The sequence below is a fragment of the Pseudoalteromonas arctica genome, assembly GCF_012927645.1.
In the GTDB taxonomy this organism is placed as follows: Bacteria; Pseudomonadota; Gammaproteobacteria; order Enterobacterales; family Alteromonadaceae; genus Pseudoalteromonas; species Pseudoalteromonas arctica_A.
This window is the reverse complement of the sequence record NZ_JABBMT010000040.1, coordinates 1-22428: the sequence shown is the minus strand read 5'-3', so window position 1 is coordinate 22428 and position 22428 is coordinate 1. Positions and strand designations below refer to the sequence as shown.

The window sequence follows — 22428 nt, the reverse complement described above, 5'->3', positions numbered from 1 at the left end:
TTAAACTAACTATGAAGGTAACTTTATGAAAAATAATAAAATGACAAAGTTTATAGGGTTATTTTGCTGTTTAATTTTTGCAAGCTTCATACAAGCAGAAGAAAATAAGCAGGAAGATAAAAGGGCTGAATATATTCGCTCTCATTATGCTAAATACGAGTACCAAATACCAATGCGCGACGGTACTAAATTATTTACAGCGGTTTATGTACCTTATGATAAATCAAGCAAATACCCAATCATGATGCAACGCACGCCGTATCGAGTTGCTCCTTATGGTGTAGATAAGTACAAAGCCAAGTTAGGGCCCAGTGAGATTTTTGAAGAAGAAGGGTTTATTTTTGTTTTTCAAGATGTTCGCGGTAAGTTTATGTCTGAGGGTAACTATGTAAATATGCGTCCACAAGATGCAGGAGACAAAGGTGGTAAAGCGGTTGATGATGCAACCGATACTTACGATACCATTGACTGGTTAGTTAAAAATATCTCCAACAACAATGGCAAAGTAGGGATGTGGGGCACCTCTTATCCTGGTTACTACACGTCGGTGGCTGCAATTAATAGTCACAAAGCATTAAAAGCAATTTCACCACAGGCTCCTATTGCAAACTGGTTTTATGATGACTTTCATCGCAATGGGGCTTTTTCAACACCAATGGCATTTATCTTTTTCGATACCTTTGATAAACAGCGGGAAGGTCAGTTTGCTTATTGGCCTGAAGGAATGGATGCTACAACACCTGATGGTTATGAATTTTTCCGTAAGTTAGGGCCGCTTTCAAACGTAAATAAAAAATATTTTAATGGCGAGCGGCCTTTTTGGAATGAATTAACTGAGCATCCTAATTATGATGAGTTTTGGCAAAAACGTGATGTTTTGCAACATCTTGATAATGTAAAGCCAGCGACACTAATTGTCGGTGGGTGGTATGACACTGAAGATTTGTATGGACCATTAGCGACCTATCAAAAAATGTCTAAGCACAATAAAAAAGATAATGTACATATCATTATGGGCCCTTGGTATCATGGTCAGTGGAATCGCGGAGAAGGCGACAAAATGGGCGAAGCTAATTTTGGCTTTGATACCAGTGAGTGGTTCCAAGAGCACATATTGCTGCCATTTTTTAAGCATAACTTAAAAGGCACCAAAGAAGCATCTTTAGCGAAAGCGACTATTTTTGAAACGGGTGCCAACAGATGGCGTGAGTTTGATACTTGGCCGCCAAAAGACGCGAGCGATGTGACGCTTTATTTTGGTAATAACGAGCAGCTATTAACTTCAACAGATAAGCAAGGTGGTTCGAGTGATTATATTAGCGACCCTAATAAACCAGTGCCACACTCTGCACATACGAGTAGCGGTTGGGATCGCCCTTATATGGCAGAAGATCAGCGTTTTACAGCTCGACGTACCGATGTATTAGTATTTAATAGTGACGTAGCTAAAGAAGATCAAACCATTGCGGGTGCTATAGATCTAAACTTGTATGTTGCTACCAGCCAAAGTGCAGCAGACTTTGTTGTAAAACTGGTTGATGTATTTCCTGGTATGGATGAATCTACTAACAAAGTTGATGAAGCGACAGGTAACCGCCACGAATTAGTTAGGTGGGGCATTATTCGTGGTCGTTTCAGAGACAGCATGAGTGAGCCAAAACCATTTGAGGCAAATAAACCCACGTTAGTTAATTTTGAATTACTGGATGTTTTACATACCATTAAACGCGGGCATAAGTTACAGATTCAAGTGCAAAGTAGCATGTTTCCATTTATGGATATGAACCCACAAAAGTATGTTGATAATATCTTTAAAGCCAAGGCTGAAGATTACGTAAAAGCGCAACATACACTTTATCATAGTGAACAATACCCAAGTTCGATTTCATTTAAGGTTATAGGGCACTAGTTAAATTTTAGCTACTGATCTTAAATGAGAAACAAGTAATACCGCAAGCGTAATGCCCGGTATTACGCCAATAAAATTAGAGCCAACCACATTCCAATGAATCTGTTTTAGAGTCAATTGTAAATCGATAAGTGCGACCATGCGGTTATCAAGTGTAGTAATGGTACTTTTTGCAGATTCTTCATTCATACCTGTGGCAGTAAATTCAGCTATTTTTGTTTGTTTCGTTATTGTTGATTAATCATCAGTTACATATACTCCCCCCCATCTTGTTATTAAAGGAGAAGTGCATGTTGAGATTTTTTTCTATCGAGCAAGGGGTGATCAAGGAGTTAGAGCCTTCATCTGATACCACCCTTGATGCATTAATCAGAAATGCACACTGGATTGATACCATCAACCCAACGGAAGATGAGCGAAACACGCTCGCAAAAAACCTCAATATAACTTTTCCTGAGTCAGGGGATGTACAAGAGATTGAAGCTTCATCGCGATGCTTTATCGATAATGAAGGCTTGCATGTGCATGCATTATTTATGTCACCAAATGAAGGGCGTTTTAATACGGTAACAGTGGCCTGTTTACTACAGGACAATTGTTTGCTGACTATTCGCGATGATGAGTTAGCTGACTTTCGATTGTTACGTTTAAGAGCACGTAAAGGTCAAGTAATGTGTGACACGCCAAAACAGTTATTGGTTACCTTATTTGATCAAAAAGTCGAAAATCATGCTGACATGATCGAGGATATGCATCATCAGTTAGAGGAACTCAGTGCGTATGTACTAGAGGACGGTGACTCTGATTTAGAAGAGGCGGTTAGTCGTATCGCGCGTTTAGAGGATGCCAATGGAAAAGTGCGTTTGTGTTTAATGGATACGCGGCGCAATATTTCGTTTTTAATACGCCGTTTAGGTGTACAAAACGAAGATCGCGAATCACTACGAGAAATTGTACTTGATATTGATACGTTAATGTCACACTGTACCTTTTTATTTGATAAGATGAATTTTTTGATGGATTCAACTCAAGGTTTTATTAATATTGAACAAAATCAAATTATCAAAACCTTCTCTATTGCCTCGGTGGTTTTTTTACCGCCCACTGTCGTGGCTAGTGTGTATGGGATGAACTTTAATATAATGCCGGAGCTGCAATGGGAATGGGGTTACCCATTTGCAATTGGCATTATGTTGCTATCGGGCTTTGCCCCTTATTTATTTTTTAAACACAAAGGTTGGTTGTAGTCGTATGCCAAGGATTATTTGGCATACGAGTTTATATTTATTTTATACGGGTTCTTATTATCACTTTGCATTAAGATAATAAACCAACCGTTATTGTGTATTACAAAGAGCTCATTAATCACTTAATTATCATTTAGTTGATTTACGTCTTTATTGTCCCCATATTAACTAAAAACAATCATTAAAGGGAAGTTATGCGTCATTGTTAGCAGCACAAGATCCTAAACTGACTGTTGATGAATTACTCTGTGCAGATATTACATTGCAGCCGTTTGAACTTGATAAAGATTGGCCTTGGTATGAGCGTGACTATACTCAGTTTTTAATGCAGCATCCTGAAATGGCAACAATAGTACCAATTAGCGAAAAAGACGATATCAGCGAAGCTATTGCAGCCGGATTGTGTAGCGCGGCGTTTTATAGAGGCAAGCCACTGGGTATGATAATGGCTGAGTCGAGCGATGAGCTAGGGTTTAACGGTTTACTAATCAGTGATATTTTTATTACTGGGCAATTTAGAGGACAGGGCTTTGCATCCCCAATGCAGCGTTTATATTATCAACAGCATATGCAAGGTTTTGAATTTTTCTTTGGTTACATTCATGCTGATAATAAACCTTCGTATAACAATGCACTTAAACAAGGGCGAGAGTTGCTGCGCCAAGAAGTGTACCTTCCTGCGCATTTATTCTTATAGTTGTTTTGCCGCCTACATTTTTCAGCCATTAATAATATTACTCTGCGCGGGTTTAGCAATTATTTGAGTGAGTTTATTTAGTCTGTAAATGGTAAGGCTTAGCTATCATAGCGAGGTTTATAACATCTCGCTGTACTCAGTCATGATCTGTTCAACCCAGTTGGCGATCCGCTCGTCACTGTGCTCGTATTGACTGTCTTCATCAAGGGCTAAACCAACGAATAGTTTGCCATCGTCGGTGAGTGCCTTAGAGGCTTCAAACTCATACGTGCTGTCGTTCGGCCACAGGCCTAATAATGTAAATTGTTGGCTGCTTATTTCGTCATGCAACATGCCAAGTGCATCTTGAAACCATTGGCCATAACCTTGTTGGTCACCCATGCCAAATAAAGCGATGGTTTTGCCATTGAGGTCAACATCTTTAATGTCATCCCAAATCGACTCCCAATCTTCTTGTAACTCACCAAAATCCCAGGTGGAGATACCAAGGATGATAAAGTCGTAATTTTCTGCATTTTTTAATGGTTCATCCTTGATGTTATGCAGGCTGACAATGTCTGGACCGATAATATCGCGAATTTTTTCTGCTGCTATTTCTGTATAGCATGTGGTAGAACCATAAAATAACCCAATTTGCATCGTATTTATCACTGTGTATTTGCCTGATATGATAGGCTGAAGTTTACCGTAAGGTATTATTAATTGATACCTTGATAACTATGAGAATAACTGTGACCACGTTACCTGATCATGAGCCATTAGACTCAGCCATTACAGATCACGATGAACTACTCGGTAATAGTGATTATCTTGAATCTTTTTTAGATAATCTCTATTTAGAACAACATGTAAGCGATAACACTTTATCTGCGTATCGCAGTGACTTGGATAAATTCTGCCACTTTTTAAAAGGCCAAGATCTACTCACCGTAAGCGGCCAAGATATTGAAAGCTATTTAGCGTATCGTGTTGATTTAGGTTTAAAACCGCGCAGTACGGCGCGCAGTATTAGCGCGTTAAAGCGCTTTTACCAATACTTTGTGCGTGAAAAACACATTACTGATTCGCCAATGGTAAATATTGCTCAGCCTAAGGCGGGTCTATCATTGCCGAAAACATTGTCAGAAAATGAAGTCGAAGCACTTTTGGCGGCGCCTAATGTTGAAGAGCCGATGGGCTTGCGTGATAAAGCTATGTTAGAGCTATTATATGCAACGGGTTTACGGGTTAGCGAGTTAGTTGGGTTGCGTATTGAACAAATTAATTTACGCCAAGCTGTGGTGTTTGTTAAAGGTAAAGGTAATAAAGAGCGTTTGGTGCCGCTTGGCGAAGAGGCTATGTATTGGCTCGAGCAATTTTTAAAAGTGGGGCGTGCGCAAATGATCAAACATGCCACCGATTTTGTGTTTCCGTCTAAACGCGGTGTAGGAATGACTCGACAAACTTTTTGGCATCGTATTAAACACTATGCTATTTTGGCAGCAGTTGAATCGCCTTTATCGCCCCATACGTTGCGCCATGCGTTTGCAACACACTTATTAAATCATGGTGCAGACCTCAGAGTCGTACAGATGATGCTAGGGCATAGTGATTTATCAACCACACAAATTTATACCCATGTGGCTAATGAACGGTTAAAATTGCTACATCAGCAACATCATCCGCGCGCTTAGTGAAAATTTTTTCGTACTTCGGCGGTCTGAGTAGTTAAGAATTATCAAGATATAAGAGGACATTATGAAAAAATTAGTATTAGCCGGTGCGATATTAGGCACCAGTATAAGTGCGTTTGCCAATGGTGTAGCAGCCATTCCTAATGGCAACGAGCCAATTGTTACTAAATTTGCAGAGCTGGGCGTTACTGTTAAGCAAATTAGCCCAAGCCCAGTGGCTGGTTTAAAAGAGCTGATCACTGATAAAGGCGTGCTGTATGCAAGCGCAGATGGTCAATACTTAATGCAAGGCACCTTGATTGATTTAAATAACCGCAACAATCTAACCGAACAAGCACTTAATGACGTTCGTAAAGAAGGCCTAGTGCAATACGAGGACTCAATGATTGTTTACAAAGCTAAAAATGAGAAACATAGCATAACTGTGTTTACTGATATTAGCTGTGGTTATTGCCGTAAGTTACACCGCGAGCTAGATGATTTACTTGAAGCGGGTATTACCGTTAAGTATTTAGCATTCCCACGAGGTGGCTTACAAGGTTCAGGTTATGCAGATTTGATGAACGTATGGTGTGCTAAAGATCCGCAAGAAGCAATGACAGCAGCAAAGTCAGGCGCAGATACAAAAGTGATGGCGGGTTGCCATGCACCTGTCGCTGAGCATTACCAACTTGGTCAAAGCTTTGGCATTAGTGGCACGCCAGCGATTATTTTAGAAGATGGTACGCTGATCCCAGGTTATCAGCCAGCTGCTGCACTAGCCGCTGCATTAGAAGCAAATAAATCATCGTAACTGTGTGTTTTTTATAAAAAGGCCGTTAAGGCCTTTTTTTGTCTTTATTTCTTAATTTAAAAGTACCGCGCCTGCATGAAGAAATTAATTGTTGCCCGTGATCATTATGATGACTCACACCTACCAAATCAATTACACCCTGTTATTAAACAAATTTATGCCAGCCGCCAAGTTAATCATGCTGATGAGCTAAATAATAGCGCAGCCACTTTGCATGACTTCAAATTATTTAAAGACATAGATAAAGCCACCGCTTTACTTCAACATGCTCTGCAAGCGCAAAGTAAAGTGTTGATTGTGGGTGATTTTGATGCCGATGGCGCAACCAGTACCGCTACCTTAATGCAAGGCTTAGCGATGTTTGGTTTTGCTCATTTAGATTATTTAGTGCCAGACAGATTCAGCTTAGGCTATGGTTTAAGTCCCGCCTTGGCGGAGCAAATAGTCACTATGGCACCAGACTTGGTGATCACTGTTGATAATGGTATTTCCTGTATTGCTGGTATCGCAATTGTCAAAGCTGCGGGCATTAAAGTGCTGGTCACGGATCACCATTTGCAAGGCGAACAACTGCCAAATGCTGATGCGATTGTTAACCCTAATCGCCATGATTGTGACTTTCCATCAAAATCAATCGCAGGTGTCGGGGTTGCATTTTATTTATTGATTGCGCTTAGAAGTGCATTGCGTGATATTGGTTATTTTGAGCAGCAACCACCGCCTAACTTAGCCGATCTGCTTGATATTGTAGCGCTAGGAACGGTTGCTGATGTGGTGGCACTGGATGCCAATAATCGCACCTTAGTTCACCAAGGTTTAGCGCGAATTCGTAGCGGCAAAACCCGCCCAGGTATTACAGCGTTGATTGAGGTTGCTAATCGTAACGCAGCGCGTTTAAGCGCCAGTGATTTTGGTTTTTCGCTTGCACCACGCTTAAATGCTGCAGGACGTTTAGATGATATGAGTTTAGGCATAGCTTGCTTACTAGCTACTGATATCAACCAAGCACGACGCATAGCTGGTGAGCTGGATAGTTTAAACAGTGAGCGTCGTGAGATAGAGCAAGGCATGCAACTTGAAGCACAAGCCGTGCTCGATAAACTCGCCTTTAGCGATGAGCAAAAACCTGATGCTATCTGTTTATATCAAGAAGACTGGCATCAAGGTGTAATTGGTATTTTAGCGGGACGTTTAAAAGAGAAATACCACCGCCCAACAGTCATTTTTGCTGGTGGCGACAATGGTGAAATAAAGGGCTCTTGCCGCTCGATTGAAGGCTTGCACATACGTGACTTGCTTGAGCGCTTAAATACCTTGCATCCACATTTGATCAGTAAGTTTGGTGGTCATGCAATGGCGGCCGGTCTGAGCATTAATGAGCACCATTTTAGTGAGTTTAAACGTGAGTTTGAGCAGGCGGTGAGTGAGCAGCTCAGTGAAGAGCATAAACGCTGTATTATCTTAACTGATGGGGAACTTGCTGATGATTGCTTTAGTATGGAGTTTGCAAATGTACTTAAACAAGCAGGGCCATGGGGGCAGCAATTCCCAGAGCCCGTGTTTGAACACACCTTTGAACTCGTACAGCAGCGTATTGTGGGTGAAAAACATTTAAAGCTGGTACTAAAACACCGTTCCGGGCGTTTGATTGATGCCATTGCCTTCGGTATTGATGTGCGCGAGTGGCCTGATACTGAAGCGCGTTTGGTGAAATTGGCCTATCAGCTCGATATCAATGAGTTTAGAGGTAAATTTTCATTACAGTTAATTGTCCGTGAACTACAAAAAGTAGCTTAAAAAATATCTCTTATCGATGCATAAAGTACTAATAAAACGCACGGTTTTTTGTTAAAATCGGGCGTTTTATTATTTAAAGCGAAATTTAAATAATTATTAGTATAATTTTACCTGGCGATTAGCCGTGTAAACCAGCTATTGTGGAGTAAGGTGCATGTTTGAAGTGAATCCTGTGATTAATCAAATCAAGGAAATTCGCGAACGTACTGAATTGCTTCGGGGGTACCTTTGACTACGCTCTTAAACAAGAACGTTTAGAAGAAGTTAACGCCGAACTTGAAGATTCAGCCGTATGGAATGAGCCAGAGCGTGCACAAGCGCTTGGTCGTGAAAAGTCAGCATTAGAAGCGGTTGTTGAAACGATCGACAACTTAGTCAGCGGTGCCGATGATGTTGAAGGCTTGTTAGAGCTTGCAGTAGAAGCTGAAGATGAAGATACCTTTATCGAGGCACAAAGTGAACTTGAAGATCTGAATGGGCAACTTGAAGGCTTAGAGTTTCGCCGGATGTTTTCAGGCCCACATGACGCCAATGATGCGTACCTTGATTTACAGTCAGGCTCTGGCGGTACTGAAGCGCAAGACTGGTGTAACATGTTATTACGCATGTATTTACGCTGGGGTGAAGCCAAAGGCTTTAAAGTTGAACTGGTAGAAGCCACTGACGGAGATGTTGCTGGTATTAAAGGCGCAACTGTACGCTTTGTTGGTGAATACGCGTATGGCTGGCTACGTACAGAAACTGGGGTACATCGTTTAGTACGTAAAAGCCCATTTGATTCAAGCGGCCGTCGTCATACCTCATTTGCTTCAGCATTTGTATATCCAGAGATTGACGATAATATCGAAATTGATATTAATCCGTCAGATTTACGAATCGATGTATACCGCGCATCTGGTGCGGGTGGTCAGCACGTTAACACCACCGAATCAGCTGTACGTATAACTCACGTACCAACTAATACCGTAGTGCAATGCCAGAATGAACGTTCTCAGCATAAAAATAAAGCACAAGCGATGAAACAGTTAAAAGCAAAGTTATTTGAACTTGAGTTACAACAGCAAAATGCTGAAAAACAAACCCAAGAAGATGCTAAATCTGACATCGGCTGGGGTAGTCAAATTCGTTCATACGTGCTCGATGATTCACGTATTAAAGACTTACGTACTGGCGTTGAAAACCGTAATACTCAATCAGTACTTGACGGTAACTTAGATAAATTTATTGAAGCCAGCTTAAAATCTGGCCTATAACCACCAAGCTAAAAAAGAGCTAAAAAATGACTGATCAAATCCAAGACGAAAATAAGTTAATCGCTGAGCGTCGTGGCAAATTAGACGCAATCCGTGCCAATTGCCCAGCCAACGGTCATCCAAATCAATTCCGTCGTGAGCATTACACGGCAGACTTACAGGCCGAGTTTGGTGATAAGAGTAAAGAAGAATTAGTAGAACTACAGCATATAGTTTCAATTGCTGGTCGTATTCTTGCTAAACGTGGTCCTTTCCTTGCGATTCAAGATATGAAAGGCCGTGTGCAAGCGTATGCATCTAAAGATGTGCAAAAAGATCTTAAAGAAAAATACGGACAATTAGACATCGGCGATATCATCGGTGTTAAAGGCGCGCTTAATAAATCAGGTAAAGGCGATTTATACGTTGAAATGACAGAGTATCAATTGCTTACTAAGTCTTTACGTCCATTACCAGAGAAATTCCACGGTTTATCTGACCAAGAAACTAAGTATCGCCAACGTTATGTTGATTTGATCACCAATGAAGCAACCCGTGAAACATTCCGTATTCGTTCACAAGTGGTTGAAGGTATTCGTCGTTTCTTAGCAGATCGTGACTTTATGGAAGTTGAAACGCCAATGCTACAGGTTATCCCTGGTGGTGCTTCTGCGCGTCCATTCGTGACTCATCACAACGCCCTTGATATCGATATGTACTTACGTATTGCACCAGAGCTTTACTTAAAGCGCTTGGTGGTAGGTGGTTTTGACCGCGTATTTGAAATTAACCGTAACTTCCGTAACGAAGGGTTATCAACGCGTCACAACCCAGAATTCACCATGATCGAATTTTACCAAGCTTACGCTGATTACATTGATCTGATGAACATCACCGAAGATATGCTACGTACTGTTGCCACGAACGTGTTGGGCAGCCCAATCGTGGTTAATACGACTAAAAACGAGAACGGCGAAGTGGTTGACTCTGTAGAGTACGACTTTGGCCAACCGTTTACTCGTTTAAGTATGGCGGATGCGATTTTAAAATATAACCCTGAGTTTGATGCTGCAGTATTCAATGATCCAGAAAACCACTTTGACGAATTAAAAGCGTATGCAAAGCAAGTGCACGTTAAAATTCCTGAAAACTGTGTATGGGGCCCAGGTAAGTTCTTATGTGAAATCTTTGAAGAAACAGCAGAGCATATGCTTATTCAACCGACTTTTATCACCGGTTATCCGTGGGAAGTATCACCACTTGCACGTCGTAATGACGAAAACTCATTTGTCACTGACCGTTTTGAGTTTTTTGTTGGTGGCCGTGAACTTGCGAATGGCTTCTCTGAGCTTAACGACGCACAGGATCAAGCTGAGCGCTTTACTCGCCAAGTGGAAGAAAAAGACGCCGGTGATGATGAAGCAATGCACTACGACGAAGATTACATTCGCGCACTTGAGTATGGCTTACCGCCAACAGCGGGTGAGGGGATTGGTATCGACCGTTTAGTCATGCTATTTACTGACTCATCAACAATTAAAGACGTTATCTTGTTCCCGCATATGCGCCCACAAACTGACTAATACTATGTTAGATTAAGTTGATATTTAAAACGCCGCTTTAATAGCGGCGTTTTTGTGCCTGTTCTCGGTGTATCCGCTGATATTAAAATCCCTTAATGTGATTAATGATCAAACAAATCTGGCTGTTTTTTGGCTGTTATGGGTATTCTCTAACCATACAGTTACTTTAAACAAGAAAAGTGTTTGACATATTTTTTGAAATCTTTATTATACGCCCCACAAGACGGAGAGGTGGCCGAGTGGCCGAAGGCGCTCCCCTGCTAAGGGAGTATAGGGTTTGTAGCTCTATCGAGGGTTCGAATCCCTCCTTCTCCGCCATTTATTTAATAAATGGTTTCTTGTAAAGTAAAGAATGGGCGCATAGCTCAGCTGGATAGAGTACTCGGCTACGAACCGAGCGGTCGGAGGTTCGAATCCTCCTGCGCCCACCATCCTTTACACACTCTGCTTAGAGTTTAAATAAGCAAGTAAAAGTGATTGGTTTAGTAAACCAAGCGGTCGGAGGTTCACTCTTTGAAGATACGTCCTGCGCCCACCATCCTTTACTTATTAAGTAAGAAACTCGAATTAGAGTATAAAAAAGTGGGCGCATAGCTCAGCTGGATAGAGTACTCGGCTACGAACCGAGCGGTCGGAGGTTCGAATCCTCCTGCGCCCACCACTTTTAAATTCATGATTTAGAGTTATAATTAGTTATTGCATACTAATATGTCAGATAAGACATTAAAATCGAAATAGAATGTGGGCGCATAGCTCAGCTGGATAGAGTACTCGGCTACGAACCGAGCGGTCGGAGGTTCGAATCCTCCTGCGCCCACCACTTTCTATACATGTAATAAATAGTATTAGTATAAATCATCTGCAATATCTTCTAGACGAACATCACACAGTGAGATAATGCTTTTTCAACCGCTTGAACTTTGAATTCTTGTGTAAATCGACGTCTCATTTTTATCTGCCTCTATAAAGCGACAACGATCTTGATACAGGGGGCTTTACTGCTTCTGATATTGGCCTACGTCTAACAGGCTTATGATCATTTCTCAAATGGCATATAACTTCCAAACAACACCCAATTCCAATATGGTATATTAAATAATCACCAAAAAATATAAGCATTGTTTTTATTGGTCATATTGTAGTAGTAAGCTAAAAGGGTTTATTCTTATTTGTTCACTCAGGCATATATGAAGTTTTACATTGCGAAAACGGACAAATGTCACTATAATAAAAGACAAATGTCTTAAATGGTGAGTTTATAATGAGTACACTACAACATAAAAGCACACGGATCGACTTTCTCAATGTCGTCACGCTTGGTAAGTTAAATACACACTCAAACCCCATGGCTGAAATAGCCACAGCACAAATCGGGATCACAACAGCCGGTTTGCGTGCTTTTTCTACGTTAATGCATTGGGAAATGGGTGTTATAGCCAAAGCACTGGGGACGACTGAACGCACTTTGTTACGCAACAAAGAAAAGCCCTTAAATAAACAGATCAGTGAGAATGCGCTTGAAGTCGCAAGGTTATCAAGCTTTGGCGCGGCATATTTCGGTAATATCGATAACTGGAATACCTGGCTAGACACGCCCAACGTCCAATTTGATAATCAACCTCCACGAACAATGATGAACAGTATTCGTGGCCGCGAATTAATACGTAGAGTAATTAACGGGCTGCTGTATGGATTTACCGCGTAATGGTAGTTTATCGTATCGGCCCCAAACAATATAATAATCTCAGTAACTGCCTTTCTGGGTTAGGTGGTATGGTTGCAGAAGGGCGGTGGCATTATTCAGGTGCGCCTATTGTGTATACTGCTTTCACACGATCATTAGCCATGCTTGAGCGATTAGTTAATGACTCTCAAGAAATACTTAAAGAAAATTTAAGTGTCGTTCTTATCCAAATTCCAGATACTTTAAAGATAATGCGATTGGTTGAGGGGGAGTTACCTTCGGGCTGGAATACTTACCCTTATGCTGCTGATACTCAGTCAATAGGGAGTGACTTTTTAATGAGCGGAGACTCTGCTGTACTCCAAGTACCGTCAAGTCTATGCCCTGAAGAATATAACTTTATTATCAACCCTCAACATCCAGATGCAAGTAAAATAAAATGCATTGACTGTTCTGATTTTGTTTATCCAAATCGCCTAGCTAATAAGCTGTAATGCCATCGTTGTCGCTGGAACCTGACTTTTATACCAAGCTGCAACTTTAATTAGGGCAATAGAAAACCTAAATAACATTAATTATTTATCGTTAGCTATACGCTTACATTCAATCGATGGAAAGACCACACAAAACGTGCTTCCTCCGAGTTCATTTGGGGTGTCTAGAATAATCCTTGCGTTGTGCGCGAGACAAATTTCATTAACAATTGACAAACCTAACCCGCTACCACCCATATTCGATTGCGATTTTCGCCAAAAACGTTCAAATATTTTTCCTTTCTCTGCTTGATTGATCCCAGGGCCTGAATCTTTAACAAATAATTTGTCCTTTTCGATTCGCAAAATTATCGTTGCACCTATTTCTGAGTGTTTGATTGCATTTTCAATCAAATTTTTCACCATTACACTTAACGCCCCTTTATCACCGCTCACAAAAAAGTCAGTTTCTGATTTCTGAAATTCTAAATCTTTATTATTTCCAACAGCTAAAGGAGCTAAGAGCATACACATGTCGGTTCCAACGTTATTCAAAGAAACGTTATCTTTTTCATAGCTTTGTCTATTTTGAGCACGGGATAAATCGAGCAATTGCTCAACAATTCTAGACATAAATCCTATGTCTTTTAGTACTTCTTGTTTCACACTCGACAAACCTTTAGCCATTTCCAAGCGAGTTTGTAAAATGGCAAGCGGTGTGCGTAACTCATGGGCCGCATTTGCCACAAACCGCTTTTGCTCTTCAAAACCTTCCTCAACTCTATTCATCGCTTGATTGAGAGCTAACACTAAGGGAGCTATTTCCGCAGGTAAATTCGTCGTATTCAACCTTTTATTTAACTGTTGAGGTTTAATTGCACTAAGTTGAGCAGAGAGATCTTCAACTGGACGCACTAATGACCCAACTGACAAGAAACTAACAATCACGAAAACAACAAACGCTGCAACCATCGTTAAAGTTGCCACATTGGTTATCACAGGCATGACTGCTTCATTGGCTAATTCACCAAGTAGATCGCTTCTAACTAAATCTAAAGCATAGACTTTTCCGTTAGCATTGAATATTGTGCGATACACATTTGTGCCATTGAGCCCTTTGGTGAACCCAACATCAAGACTATTTGGTAACATGCCAACTATAGGTTGTTTAGCATGTGTTTGAGCGGAGGTGAAAATAATCGCATTGGATTCAAAGTCGACAACTCTAAACCCTAAATTATTGTATAACGAATCAAAACCCCATTTTTCAACTAGATTATTGGATTCAAAACGAATACTCGAGTCTTTATCTACAACTAACTGTTCCGTAATATCATGCGACATTCCTTTAAAGCTCATTTCTACCGCAATGTCAGAAAAAGTGTAAGAGATTAAATAAAACAAAAAGATGATGGCACCGAAGACGGTACCTCCAATTAATATAAAATGCGTAAAAAGCTTTCGCGCTAAAGAATTCCTTTCTACGTTCATATTAATATATATCCTATTCCTCTAATCGTTTTGATTGTAACTTCAGCATTAACTTGTTCTAGTTTTTTCCTGACACGGTGAACAGCGACCTGAATTGCATTGTCTGTAACTTCAAACCCTAAAGAGTAAATCGCGTTAAATAAAGCCTCTTTACTCACAGTCAATGTGGCATGTCGTAACATGTATTCCAGTAGAGCAAACTCTGTTTTTCCCATGGTAATGTTGTTTTCACCTGCAACTACTCGTTTTGACTTTGGGTCTAAAAGCAGTTTTCCTCGCTTCATATTTATACTCATGCCAGTAATACTATTTGGTCTTCTTAAAATTGCTCTCAACCTGGCTATTAATTCACCGATCGCAAAAGGCTTGTTTAAGTAATCATCTGCACCCAAGTCTAACCCCTTGATCCTATCATTAATGCCTCCTCGTGCTGTTACAATTAAAACCGGAACAGTGTTGCCGACCTTACGTACTTGCCGGATCAATTGCAGTCCATCAAAATCTGGCAACCCAAGATCCAATATTACAGCGTCATATTGAAATACACTCATTAGATTTACTGCTTGTGTTCCATTTGCAGCATTGTCTGTTGCGTATCCTTCGTCGCGCAGGGCTAGCCGAATAAAGTCCGCAAGCTCCTGATTATCTTCTACAATTAATACTCTCATAAATTTCCGTATTGACTTAGCTTATTGGGCCTTAATAATAATTTCAATACGATCGGAAAAACCAAAGGTATTAAGAGCGTTGATGAAATTAACCCTCCAATAACAGTCCATGCCAAAGGAGGCCAAAGCGAGCTTTCTCCTAATGCTAACGGTAACATGCCTACTATCGTTGTTAGCGTCGTTAGTAAAATTGGCCTAGCGCGTTCTCGAATGGACTCTTCTATCGCCATTTGCAACTCAATGTCTTTTTTCAACTTGTTAATAACACTATCAATAAGAAGAATTGTTGTATTAACAACAAGCCCCATTAATGTCAGTAATCCGAGAATTGACATAAATCCAAAAGGCGTTTTGGCAATAGCTAAAGCAATTGGGGCGCCTACGAAGGAAAATGGAATACTTAATAAAACTAAAAGTGTTAGTCGAATTGAGTTGAATTGCATCATCAGTACGCTAAACAAGAGTATTAACCCTATAGGTAAAGCTCTAATCAGTGCATCATTAGCTTCTGTTGATTCTTCTATTTCTCCACCGAATTCAATTCTCACATTATATGCTTTAGCCAACTCTTGAATTGGATAAAACAACTGTTTTAAGACTTCCTCTTCATCGCTTCCCTCTTTAATGTCTGCTAATAAAGTGAATGTGGAGAAACCTGATTTTCTTCTCAAAATTGGGCTAGCTCCTTGTATTTCCACTTTCGCTATCGAATTTAATGGAATAAATTGACCTTTTGAGTTCTTCATAAATGTCGATTCCAGCTCCCAACTTGGTATAGGTTCTTGAGATTCTCTAATATATACAGGAATTCCCTCGCCATCATCATTTATTGAAGTAACGAGTAAACCACTTGTACGCCATGATAAATACTGACTTACTGCATCTTCATCTAATCCAGCTTTCTTTAATTCATTATGATTCACTCGTAAGTCTAGCTGAGGTTTACCTACCTCATATCTTCTACGAGCATTTGCTACCTCTGGATGCTGAGATAACATTTTCAGTATAGATTCAGCTGCACTTAGCCTCGTTTGATTTTCCTCACCAAGTACTCGTATTTCAATTGGACTTTCAATTGGAGGTCCCTGCCCAAGCTCATGAGCTGAAACAGTTATCGATGGATATTTTTTAGGGAGCTCTTTGTTTAATCGAGCTACTAAATGCACCGCTTCTCGATCTGTTTGTGTCTCAATAACAATCCGGGCAAAATGTGATTCATTTGGTTTTTGAGGCAAGTTGTAATAAAACCTTGGTCCAGAATGCCCAATAAATGCAAGAGTTTTATTAATTTTCGATGTGCTAACTATATACTCGCTTATTTGTTCAACCTTATTTTTGGTTGCATAAATGCTACTTCCATAGTCTAACTCTATATCAACATAAGCTTGATTTCGACCGCTCTTTGGAAAGAATTCACCAGGGGCACTTTCAACTAAAAATAAAATGGAAACAAGTAGGGCACTGAGAAAAATCAGCCTATATGGATAGCAAATAATTATATCTGAACCTTTCTGAATATAATAATCGAACTGATGATTTATTTTATTTTTTGAGCCTATTACATTTTTATTCATCAATGAACAAAGAACAGGAATAAACCAAATGGCAAACACATAACTTATTGAAATGGTTATAATCACAATTAATGGAATGCTGCTAATGAAATCAGCTACATCACCTTTTGCGAGTAATATCGGAATAAAAGCAGCTATTGTTGTGAGCGTTGAGGTGAGTAGAGGTTTACACAAGTCTTTCATGCTTTTCTCAATTGCACTTATTTGAGTACAGCCCATTTCACGATGATAGCCAACACGTTCAGTCATAATAATACAGTTATCCACCATAAGTCCTAAGCTTAGAATCAGGCCAGCTATCGTCATCTGGTGTAAAACGCCTCCACCTAATGCAAAAATCGCAATACTACAACTCGCTATAGCAGGAATAGATAAACCGACTATCAACGCCCCCTGCCTTGACATGAACAAGATTAATATTGATATAACACAAAGTATGCTTAGAAGCAGTGAAGATTCGAGCGCATGTCGCCTCTGTTCTGTATAATCAGGTTGAAACAGTTGGATTTGTATTGTGTTTTGTCCATATTTCCCGTTCAATTCATCTATAAAAAGTTTAAAATTATGACCAAAATCAGAAACTCTAATCGTATTAGATTCTAAGGTGACTGATATGCCAATTCTACGCTCGCCATTTAACCACATACTTTCAATATTATTCACATCAGAGGTTGTTTTTATATCAGCAACATTAGACAACAGGATCGTTTTATGATCACCAAGTGATAATTGGATATTTTCCAAATTTGCAACATCATTTATATAAGTAAAAGGCAAAAAAGTTGTTTGAATACTTTGCGTAAAGACCCCACTAGTGTTGTGTTGACTATTCGCGCCTTGGATTTTATCCATTAATTCTAAGGGGGATAAACCTGATTGAATAGCATTTGTCTGTGGGTAAACTATCTCAATCCTTTGACCTGGATCACCAATCAAAGACACCTTTCGTACCTCTGGCAATCGATAGATTTCGTCACGGATCCTAAGCGCTAGGGCTCTATCATTTAAAAGTCCTTGTCCACTATGAATACTTAACAATATACCTTCGGTATCTTGTATTTTGTCTAAGACCATAAGCTTTACTTCAGGAAGTGTAGCTTCAACTTGATCTACCTTATCCCTAATACGTTGCCACGCCTTATCTGTATCGTAAACAGTTTCCCGTAATTCGATATCGATAGAGGCTACATCTTGTTTTAGGCTAAAATCAAAACTTTTAATTTCATCAACTTGATTCAAGGCTTGTTCTAAGGGCTTCGCAATACTGTCTCGGAATTGCGATACAGATGAACCAGGACTTTTAATAAGAATCATACCGTTACGATAAGGAAAAGAAGGATCCTCTTGTTCATACATTGAAAACCAGCTTAAAATACCGGTAACACTGAGGATTAAAACAATGCCGATAGCAAATCGAGGTTTTTGAAGTGATACTAGAAAACGTTCCATGTTAGTTAAACTCTCTTAAATCCAATCCAAGTTTTGATGATGCTACGGAAATAACATGTGTTTTTTCATCAATTAGACCTCTAACTAAAATTGCACTATCAGAAAATCCAACGACTGTAACGGGTACTTTTTCAACTTGATCTCGATATACAAGTACATAAGAGTCGCCTGATATCGAGTAGCGTAAACCAGAGTAGTCTATTTCAAAAAGCGGATCTGAAAAAATAGGGATATGTAGCTCAGCGGTCATGCCCAAAATATTCGATAAGCCTTCGGGAAATAAAACTGAAAGTTCAAACAACGACGTTTTGGAAGCTTGAGGTAACCCTTTTTCTAGGACTTTTACGATATGCTTTTCGCCCGTTTGGGGTAGTACCAACTCAAATGTCTGCTCAATACTTATGTTTAACGCTTCCGATTCCGGAATTTGAAAAGTGGATTTCTGAGCTACAGTGGATTCAAACCGAAATATGGGCGTACCCGCAGCTACGAAACTACCTTCTCTCAAATACAGCTTTGCTACGACTCCTTGGCTCGGTGCGTATAGCTCTGTTTCTGCCAGTTCGTTTTCAGCTTGCTTTAACTTTGAGATCGCTTGCACCACAGAGAATTTTGCTATTTCTAGATCGCGCTCTTTTGCATCGAGCAATTGTTTCGTCGTTAAACCTTGTAGAAATATTCCTTCAAGTCTTGCTAGCTCTTTTTCCTGTAAGATCAAATCCGCTTTGGCACTTGCAAGTTCGGCTTTATTTACGTCCACTTGCTGAGAAAGTAAAGGTGAATACAACTGAACAAGCTTTTCACCCTGCTCAACCTGTTGCCCTTCCCTGACAAATATTTTTTGCACTCTTGCAGGCGTAAATAGAGCCTTATCAAAACTCTCTATACCTTGTACTCGGCTATAGTATTTACGAACCGGTTCTACAACCGTTTTTTTTGGATAAATGAATGGGTATTCCTTGACGGTTTTAGTACCTGTGTTGCTAGACTCATACGTCTCCATACCACAACCATTCAATTGTAATATCAGAATAGCAGCCAAACCTTGCTTCACGAGCCGAAATGTTGACCTTCCTTCCCGAAACTGGGAAGGAGAATCCAACACCTCAAAAACGCTTTTTGGCGTAGCTGATTTTAAATTATCGAGTATCAGTTTAGAAAACATATACGTACCCAATAATTAGATTGATACCTCCCGATTTGTCTATTAAAGGACTATCTTTAATTTCTGAACCCAAGAAACGATAACTTAAGTCAGCTTTGATCATGTGATTTGTACCAAATAGCCAATCACTTCGAGTTCCAATTTCCCACACGAGAGAACTTTCAGCCTGATAGTAAGCTCGATTTGTAGTCACTTCGCTTTGCTTTACGCCGTAATAGTAATTAACTAAATCCTCACTTAAATGACTCACTGAAATGAAAGGGGCAATTCGGCCTTTACTAACTCGATATGGTAATGAGTAGCTAACTGATGTCTCGTACCCCTCATGTGTGCTGCTTACATCTGCAGTATGAGATAAGCCAAAATCCCCCCAACTTGAGTCGTATTCGAGATCAATACCTATATCAAATGATGGATCTCTGTCTTCCATCCCGTTAAAGAATTCGTCATCATCGGCTTCATAACCATCCAACCTAAATTTACCAAGAATGGATGCTTCGAAATCCCCCCAATGGCCTAGCTTGTAGGACATTTGCGGGCCTAACAAACTAAAATTTCCATATTGAATAGAGAGTGCTGGAACGACCATGGTCTCAACGCCAATTCCTTTATACCCCTCACTCTCAGACAACACAGCTACTCCCAAACCCCAATTAAATTCGCTTTCATTTGATTGTGCTTTAACATTACATGTTGTGCTAAAAATCGCTAAGCTAATAATTAATCTAGAATATTTCACTTAAATCCCCTTTTTTGACTAAAGAAACAATAACACAATAACATTGTGTCCTTTCTAGAAACTTACACTTGTCAATTATCCTAAGCGATATAGTTGTATATCAACATGCAAAGAAGTTGACCTTACGTAAAATCGAAGTAACCGATTGAATCAAAATAGCAACTCAGCTATGGTTAATGCATCAATAAAAATGAATTAAAAACGAGTTATTCTACAAGCTCGTTCAGTGCCCAAGCACATTAATCGCCGTAGTGGTATATGGAAATCAAAAGGAGCTCAACCGATGATCAAAAGATTCGTCAGCTTAGCATTAATTTCGACCGCAGCTTTAACTGGCTGTACTTCTACTCCAACAGGAGATCTATACTGGAAGTACGATATGGGTGCTGACTTCAATGAGATGAAAGCACTGATGGACTCACCTGAATTTAGAGCACAGGTAAACGATGATACACATTATACAATTCCTACTTGCGGCTTTGCTGATATAAAAAATTCCGCTGAAATTCTTGAGTACTTGATAAACGTTGGGGGGTCTGTAACTTCTTGCCACTCACGTCGTTATTTCACAACTCCTCTCCATAAAGCTGTAAAAGGCAACTCAATTAAGAATGTGTCCATTCTATTAGCAAATGGTGCCGATCCAAATATTGAAAATTTCGATGGTGAAACGCCGTTAGGTATAGCAGAGGAGGAAGGATATTACAAAATTACAGAAATGATTAACTCCTATGAAAATGATTGGCAAAAAGCCAAATCAGACAACGAGATAAATGCTTTCAAAGAATATCTAGAGCAATACCCCACGGCGCTACACTCTGATAAAGCCAAGTTGAAGATAGCATTATTAGAGTCAATAAATGAGCCTAAAATAGATACAGGAGTTGCCGTAACGGAACTAGATACAAAAGAGCTCCACCAAGAACAAGTGACAACTGAAATGAACCAAATTCCAAAATTAGAGGAGTCGAATGAATCTGCATCGAGCAATACGAAGGGCAATACTCAACCAATTCCTTTAGAAGAAAAAAAGGCAGAAGGGAGCGAAACACAAGCATCCACACAAATTTCAACATCACCATCTCTTGAAATTGATTTCGCATGTACTTTTTACTCTAGAAATCAGTGTGATGAGTACATCATGGATGATAAAGGACAAATAGATGAGATGAAGACACTGTGTTTCCAGTCATTTGGTAATGTAGAAGCGTCATGTAGAGGGGAAGCTCCAAGTTGCTCCTATAGGACTTCTTGGGGTTTAAGGATCGCTTACGCCTACAATCCAGACAATTTTTACTTTAAACAGTCATGTATAGATGGTGGAGGAGAGCTGCGTTAAGGCAAGAGCATTGAAGGCAGTGCGTGCAAATGAAGTATACACTTGGGATATCACCTATTTACCAACGAGCGTAAAAGGGCAATTTTTATACTTATATTTAGTGATGGACATTTTTAGTCGAAAGGTTGTTGGCTGGCAGGTTTACGACACGCAGTTAAGTGAATTAGCCGCGGATTTAATGAAGGATATTTGCAGTCGAGAGCAAATAAAGCGCGAGCAAGTCACGTTGCACTCAGATAATGGTAGCCCAATGAAAGGCGCGACATTACTGGCAACATTACAGGAGTTAGGGATTGTGCCATCATTTAGTCGACCGTCAGTAAGTAATGACAATCCATACTCTGAGTCGTTATTTAAAACGTTAAAGTATCGCCCAGAATACCCAGAAAAGGCATTTGAAGATATACGCGCAGCAAGAGAATGGGTAAGTGGGTTCGTTGATTGGTATAATAATGAGCACCTACACAGTGGTATAAAATTTGTGACGCCAAACCAACGTCATTCAGGTTTAGATAAAGAAATATTAGCTAAGCGTCAGCAGGTAAACGGTAAGCGTCTAGCAAAGTGCACCTGCCAGTAACTCGTCAAACCGATTAAGCTATTTCTGAATTTCAATTAGGAGATAGCCATGAGAAAAACACGTAGCCTTGAACAATGGCGTAACATTATCGAAGAACAACAAGCCAGCGATTTAACTATTACTGAGTTTTGCCAACAACATGCTTTATCAAAAACAAGCTTTTATGCGGCACGAAGTAAGCTTAATGCTTCATCCGGTAGTTTTGTTCGTAAGCGTCTAGCAAAGTGCACCTGCCAGTAACTCGTCAAACCGATTAAGCTATTTCTGAATTTCAATTAGGAGATAGCCATGAGAAAAACACGTAGCCTTGAACAATGGCGTAACATTATCGAAGA

General features: G+C 40.0%; 18 protein-coding genes, 4 tRNA genes and 2 pseudogenes. 17 read left to right on the top strand and 7 right to left on the bottom strand.

What is annotated here, in order from left to right:
- Positions 1 to 25: 25 nt before the first annotated feature.
- Positions 26 to 1909, top strand: a complete 1884-nt coding sequence (locus HHO47_RS17100; protein ID WP_248291034.1) for a CocE/NonD family hydrolase — start codon at positions 26 to 28, stop codon at positions 1907 to 1909.
- Positions 1910 to 1972: 63 nt separating this feature from the next.
- Here the strand turns inward: HHO47_RS17100 and HHO47_RS17095 are convergent.
- A pseudogene (locus HHO47_RS17095) lies at positions 1973 to 2098 on the bottom strand (DNA starvation/stationary phase protection protein); the annotation flags it as partial.
- A 101-nt stretch (positions 2099 to 2199) separates the two neighbouring features.
- Here HHO47_RS17095 and corA point away from each other — a divergent pair.
- On the top strand, positions 2200 to 3156 hold the full coding sequence (gene corA / locus HHO47_RS17090; protein WP_169021380.1) for a magnesium/cobalt transporter CorA: 957 nt from the start codon (positions 2200 to 2202) through the stop codon (positions 3154 to 3156).
- A 202-nt stretch (positions 3157 to 3358) separates the two neighbouring features.
- Positions 3359 to 3853 (top strand): hypothetical protein, encoded by a 495-nt coding sequence (locus HHO47_RS17085; protein WP_169021379.1) that lies wholly within the window; start codon positions 3359 to 3361, stop codon positions 3851 to 3853.
- 117 nt (positions 3854 to 3970) lie between these two features.
- Here the strand turns inward: HHO47_RS17085 and fldB are convergent, their stop codons facing one another.
- Positions 3971 to 4492: a flavodoxin FldB gene (gene fldB, locus HHO47_RS17080; RefSeq protein WP_169021378.1), complete on the bottom strand. Its 522-nt coding sequence runs from the start codon at positions 4490 to 4492 to the stop codon at positions 3971 to 3973.
- 80 nt (positions 4493 to 4572) lie between these two features.
- Here fldB and xerD point away from each other — a divergent pair, with 80 nt between their 5' ends.
- The 11 genes from xerD (at position 4573) to HHO47_RS17025 (ending at position 13109) form a co-directional block, all read left to right on the top strand.
- On the top strand, positions 4573 to 5526 hold the full coding sequence (xerD, locus tag HHO47_RS17075) for a site-specific tyrosine recombinase XerD (protein ID WP_211183760.1): 954 nt from the start codon (positions 4573 to 4575) through the stop codon (positions 5524 to 5526).
- Positions 5527 to 5590: 64 nt separating this feature from the next.
- Positions 5591 to 6319, top strand: a complete 729-nt coding sequence (gene dsbC, locus HHO47_RS17070; protein ID WP_169021377.1) for a bifunctional protein-disulfide isomerase/oxidoreductase DsbC — start codon at positions 5591 to 5593, stop codon at positions 6317 to 6319.
- Positions 6320 to 6394: 75 nt separating this feature from the next.
- Entirely contained in the window at positions 6395 to 8116 is a 1722-nt protein-coding gene (gene recJ, locus HHO47_RS17065; protein ID WP_169021376.1) for a single-stranded-DNA-specific exonuclease RecJ, read from the top strand.
- A gap of 154 nt (positions 8117 to 8270) precedes the next feature.
- Positions 8271 to 9369, top strand: a protein-coding gene (prfB, locus tag HHO47_RS17060; protein ID WP_169021375.1) for a peptide chain release factor 2 whose coding sequence is annotated in 2 segments (ribosomal slippage) — positions 8271 to 8345 and positions 8347 to 9369 — 1098 coding nt in all. Because the reading frame shifts where the segments join, the coding sequence is not laid out codon by codon here.
- 26 nt (positions 9370 to 9395) lie between these two features.
- Entirely contained in the window at positions 9396 to 10931 is a 1536-nt protein-coding gene (gene lysS / locus HHO47_RS17055) for a lysine--tRNA ligase (RefSeq protein ID WP_169021374.1), read from the top strand.
- Between the two features lie 225 nt (positions 10932 to 11156).
- Positions 11157 to 11249: transfer RNA gene (locus HHO47_RS17050), tRNA-Ser, on the top strand.
- 36 nt (positions 11250 to 11285) lie between these two features.
- Positions 11286 to 11362: transfer RNA gene (locus HHO47_RS17045), tRNA-Arg, on the top strand.
- Positions 11363 to 11515: 153 nt separating this feature from the next.
- Positions 11516 to 11592: transfer RNA gene (locus HHO47_RS17040), tRNA-Arg, on the top strand.
- 82 nt (positions 11593 to 11674) lie between these two features.
- A tRNA-Arg gene (locus HHO47_RS17035) sits at positions 11675 to 11751 on the top strand.
- A gap of 441 nt (positions 11752 to 12192) precedes the next feature.
- Positions 12193 to 12636, top strand: coding sequence for an MbcA/ParS/Xre antitoxin family protein (locus HHO47_RS17030; protein ID WP_169021373.1), 444 nt, complete (start codon positions 12193 to 12195; stop codon positions 12634 to 12636).
- Positions 12636 to 13109 (top strand): RES family NAD+ phosphorylase, encoded by a 474-nt coding sequence (locus tag HHO47_RS17025; protein ID WP_169021372.1) that lies wholly within the window; start codon positions 12636 to 12638, stop codon positions 13107 to 13109. Before HHO47_RS17030 ends, HHO47_RS17025 begins: the two co-directional genes overlap by 1 nt.
- An 81-nt stretch (positions 13110 to 13190) precedes the next feature.
- Here HHO47_RS17025 and HHO47_RS17020 read toward each other — a convergent pair whose 3' ends face one another.
- Genes HHO47_RS17020 through HHO47_RS17000 form a run of 5 tightly spaced genes read right to left on the bottom strand, consistent with a single transcriptional unit; the run spans position 13191 to position 20174 of the window.
- Entirely contained in the window at positions 13191 to 14579 is a 1389-nt protein-coding gene (locus tag HHO47_RS17020; RefSeq protein WP_169021371.1) for a sensor histidine kinase, read from the bottom strand.
- Positions 14576 to 15247, bottom strand: a complete 672-nt coding sequence (locus HHO47_RS17015; RefSeq protein ID WP_169021370.1) for a response regulator transcription factor — start codon at positions 15245 to 15247, stop codon at positions 14576 to 14578. The genes HHO47_RS17020 and HHO47_RS17015 overlap by 4 nt, the downstream gene beginning before the upstream one ends.
- Positions 15244 to 18270, bottom strand: coding sequence for an efflux RND transporter permease subunit (locus tag HHO47_RS17010; protein WP_169021369.1), 3027 nt, complete (start codon positions 18268 to 18270; stop codon positions 15244 to 15246). Before HHO47_RS17010 ends, HHO47_RS17015 begins: the two co-directional genes overlap by 4 nt.
- Before the next feature lies 1 nt (position 18271).
- Positions 18272 to 19435 carry an efflux RND transporter periplasmic adaptor subunit gene (locus tag HHO47_RS17005; protein ID WP_169021368.1) on the bottom strand — a complete coding sequence of 388 codons (1164 nt, stop codon included), beginning with the start codon at positions 19433 to 19435 and terminating at the stop codon, positions 18272 to 18274.
- Entirely contained in the window at positions 19425 to 20174 is a 750-nt protein-coding gene (locus HHO47_RS17000) for a MipA/OmpV family protein (RefSeq protein ID WP_169021367.1), read from the bottom strand. The genes HHO47_RS17005 and HHO47_RS17000 overlap by 11 nt, the downstream gene beginning before the upstream one ends.
- Positions 20175 to 20457: 283 nt before the next feature.
- On the opposite strand from HHO47_RS17000, the gene HHO47_RS16995 reads away from it, so the two are divergent.
- From HHO47_RS16995 to tnpA, 3 genes and pseudogenes are all read left to right on the top strand, one after another.
- On the top strand, positions 20458 to 21513 hold the full coding sequence (locus HHO47_RS16995; RefSeq protein WP_211183759.1) for an ankyrin repeat domain-containing protein: 1056 nt from the start codon (positions 20458 to 20460) through the stop codon (positions 21511 to 21513).
- Between the two features lie 37 nt (positions 21514 to 21550).
- A pseudogene (locus HHO47_RS16990) lies at positions 21551 to 22057 on the top strand (transposase); the annotation flags it as partial.
- 84 nt (positions 22058 to 22141) lie between these two features.
- Positions 22142 to 22333 (top strand): IS66 family insertion sequence element accessory protein TnpA, encoded by a 192-nt coding sequence (tnpA, locus tag HHO47_RS16985; protein ID WP_248291033.1) that lies wholly within the window; start codon positions 22142 to 22144, stop codon positions 22331 to 22333.
- Positions 22334 to 22428 lie beyond the last annotated feature (95 nt).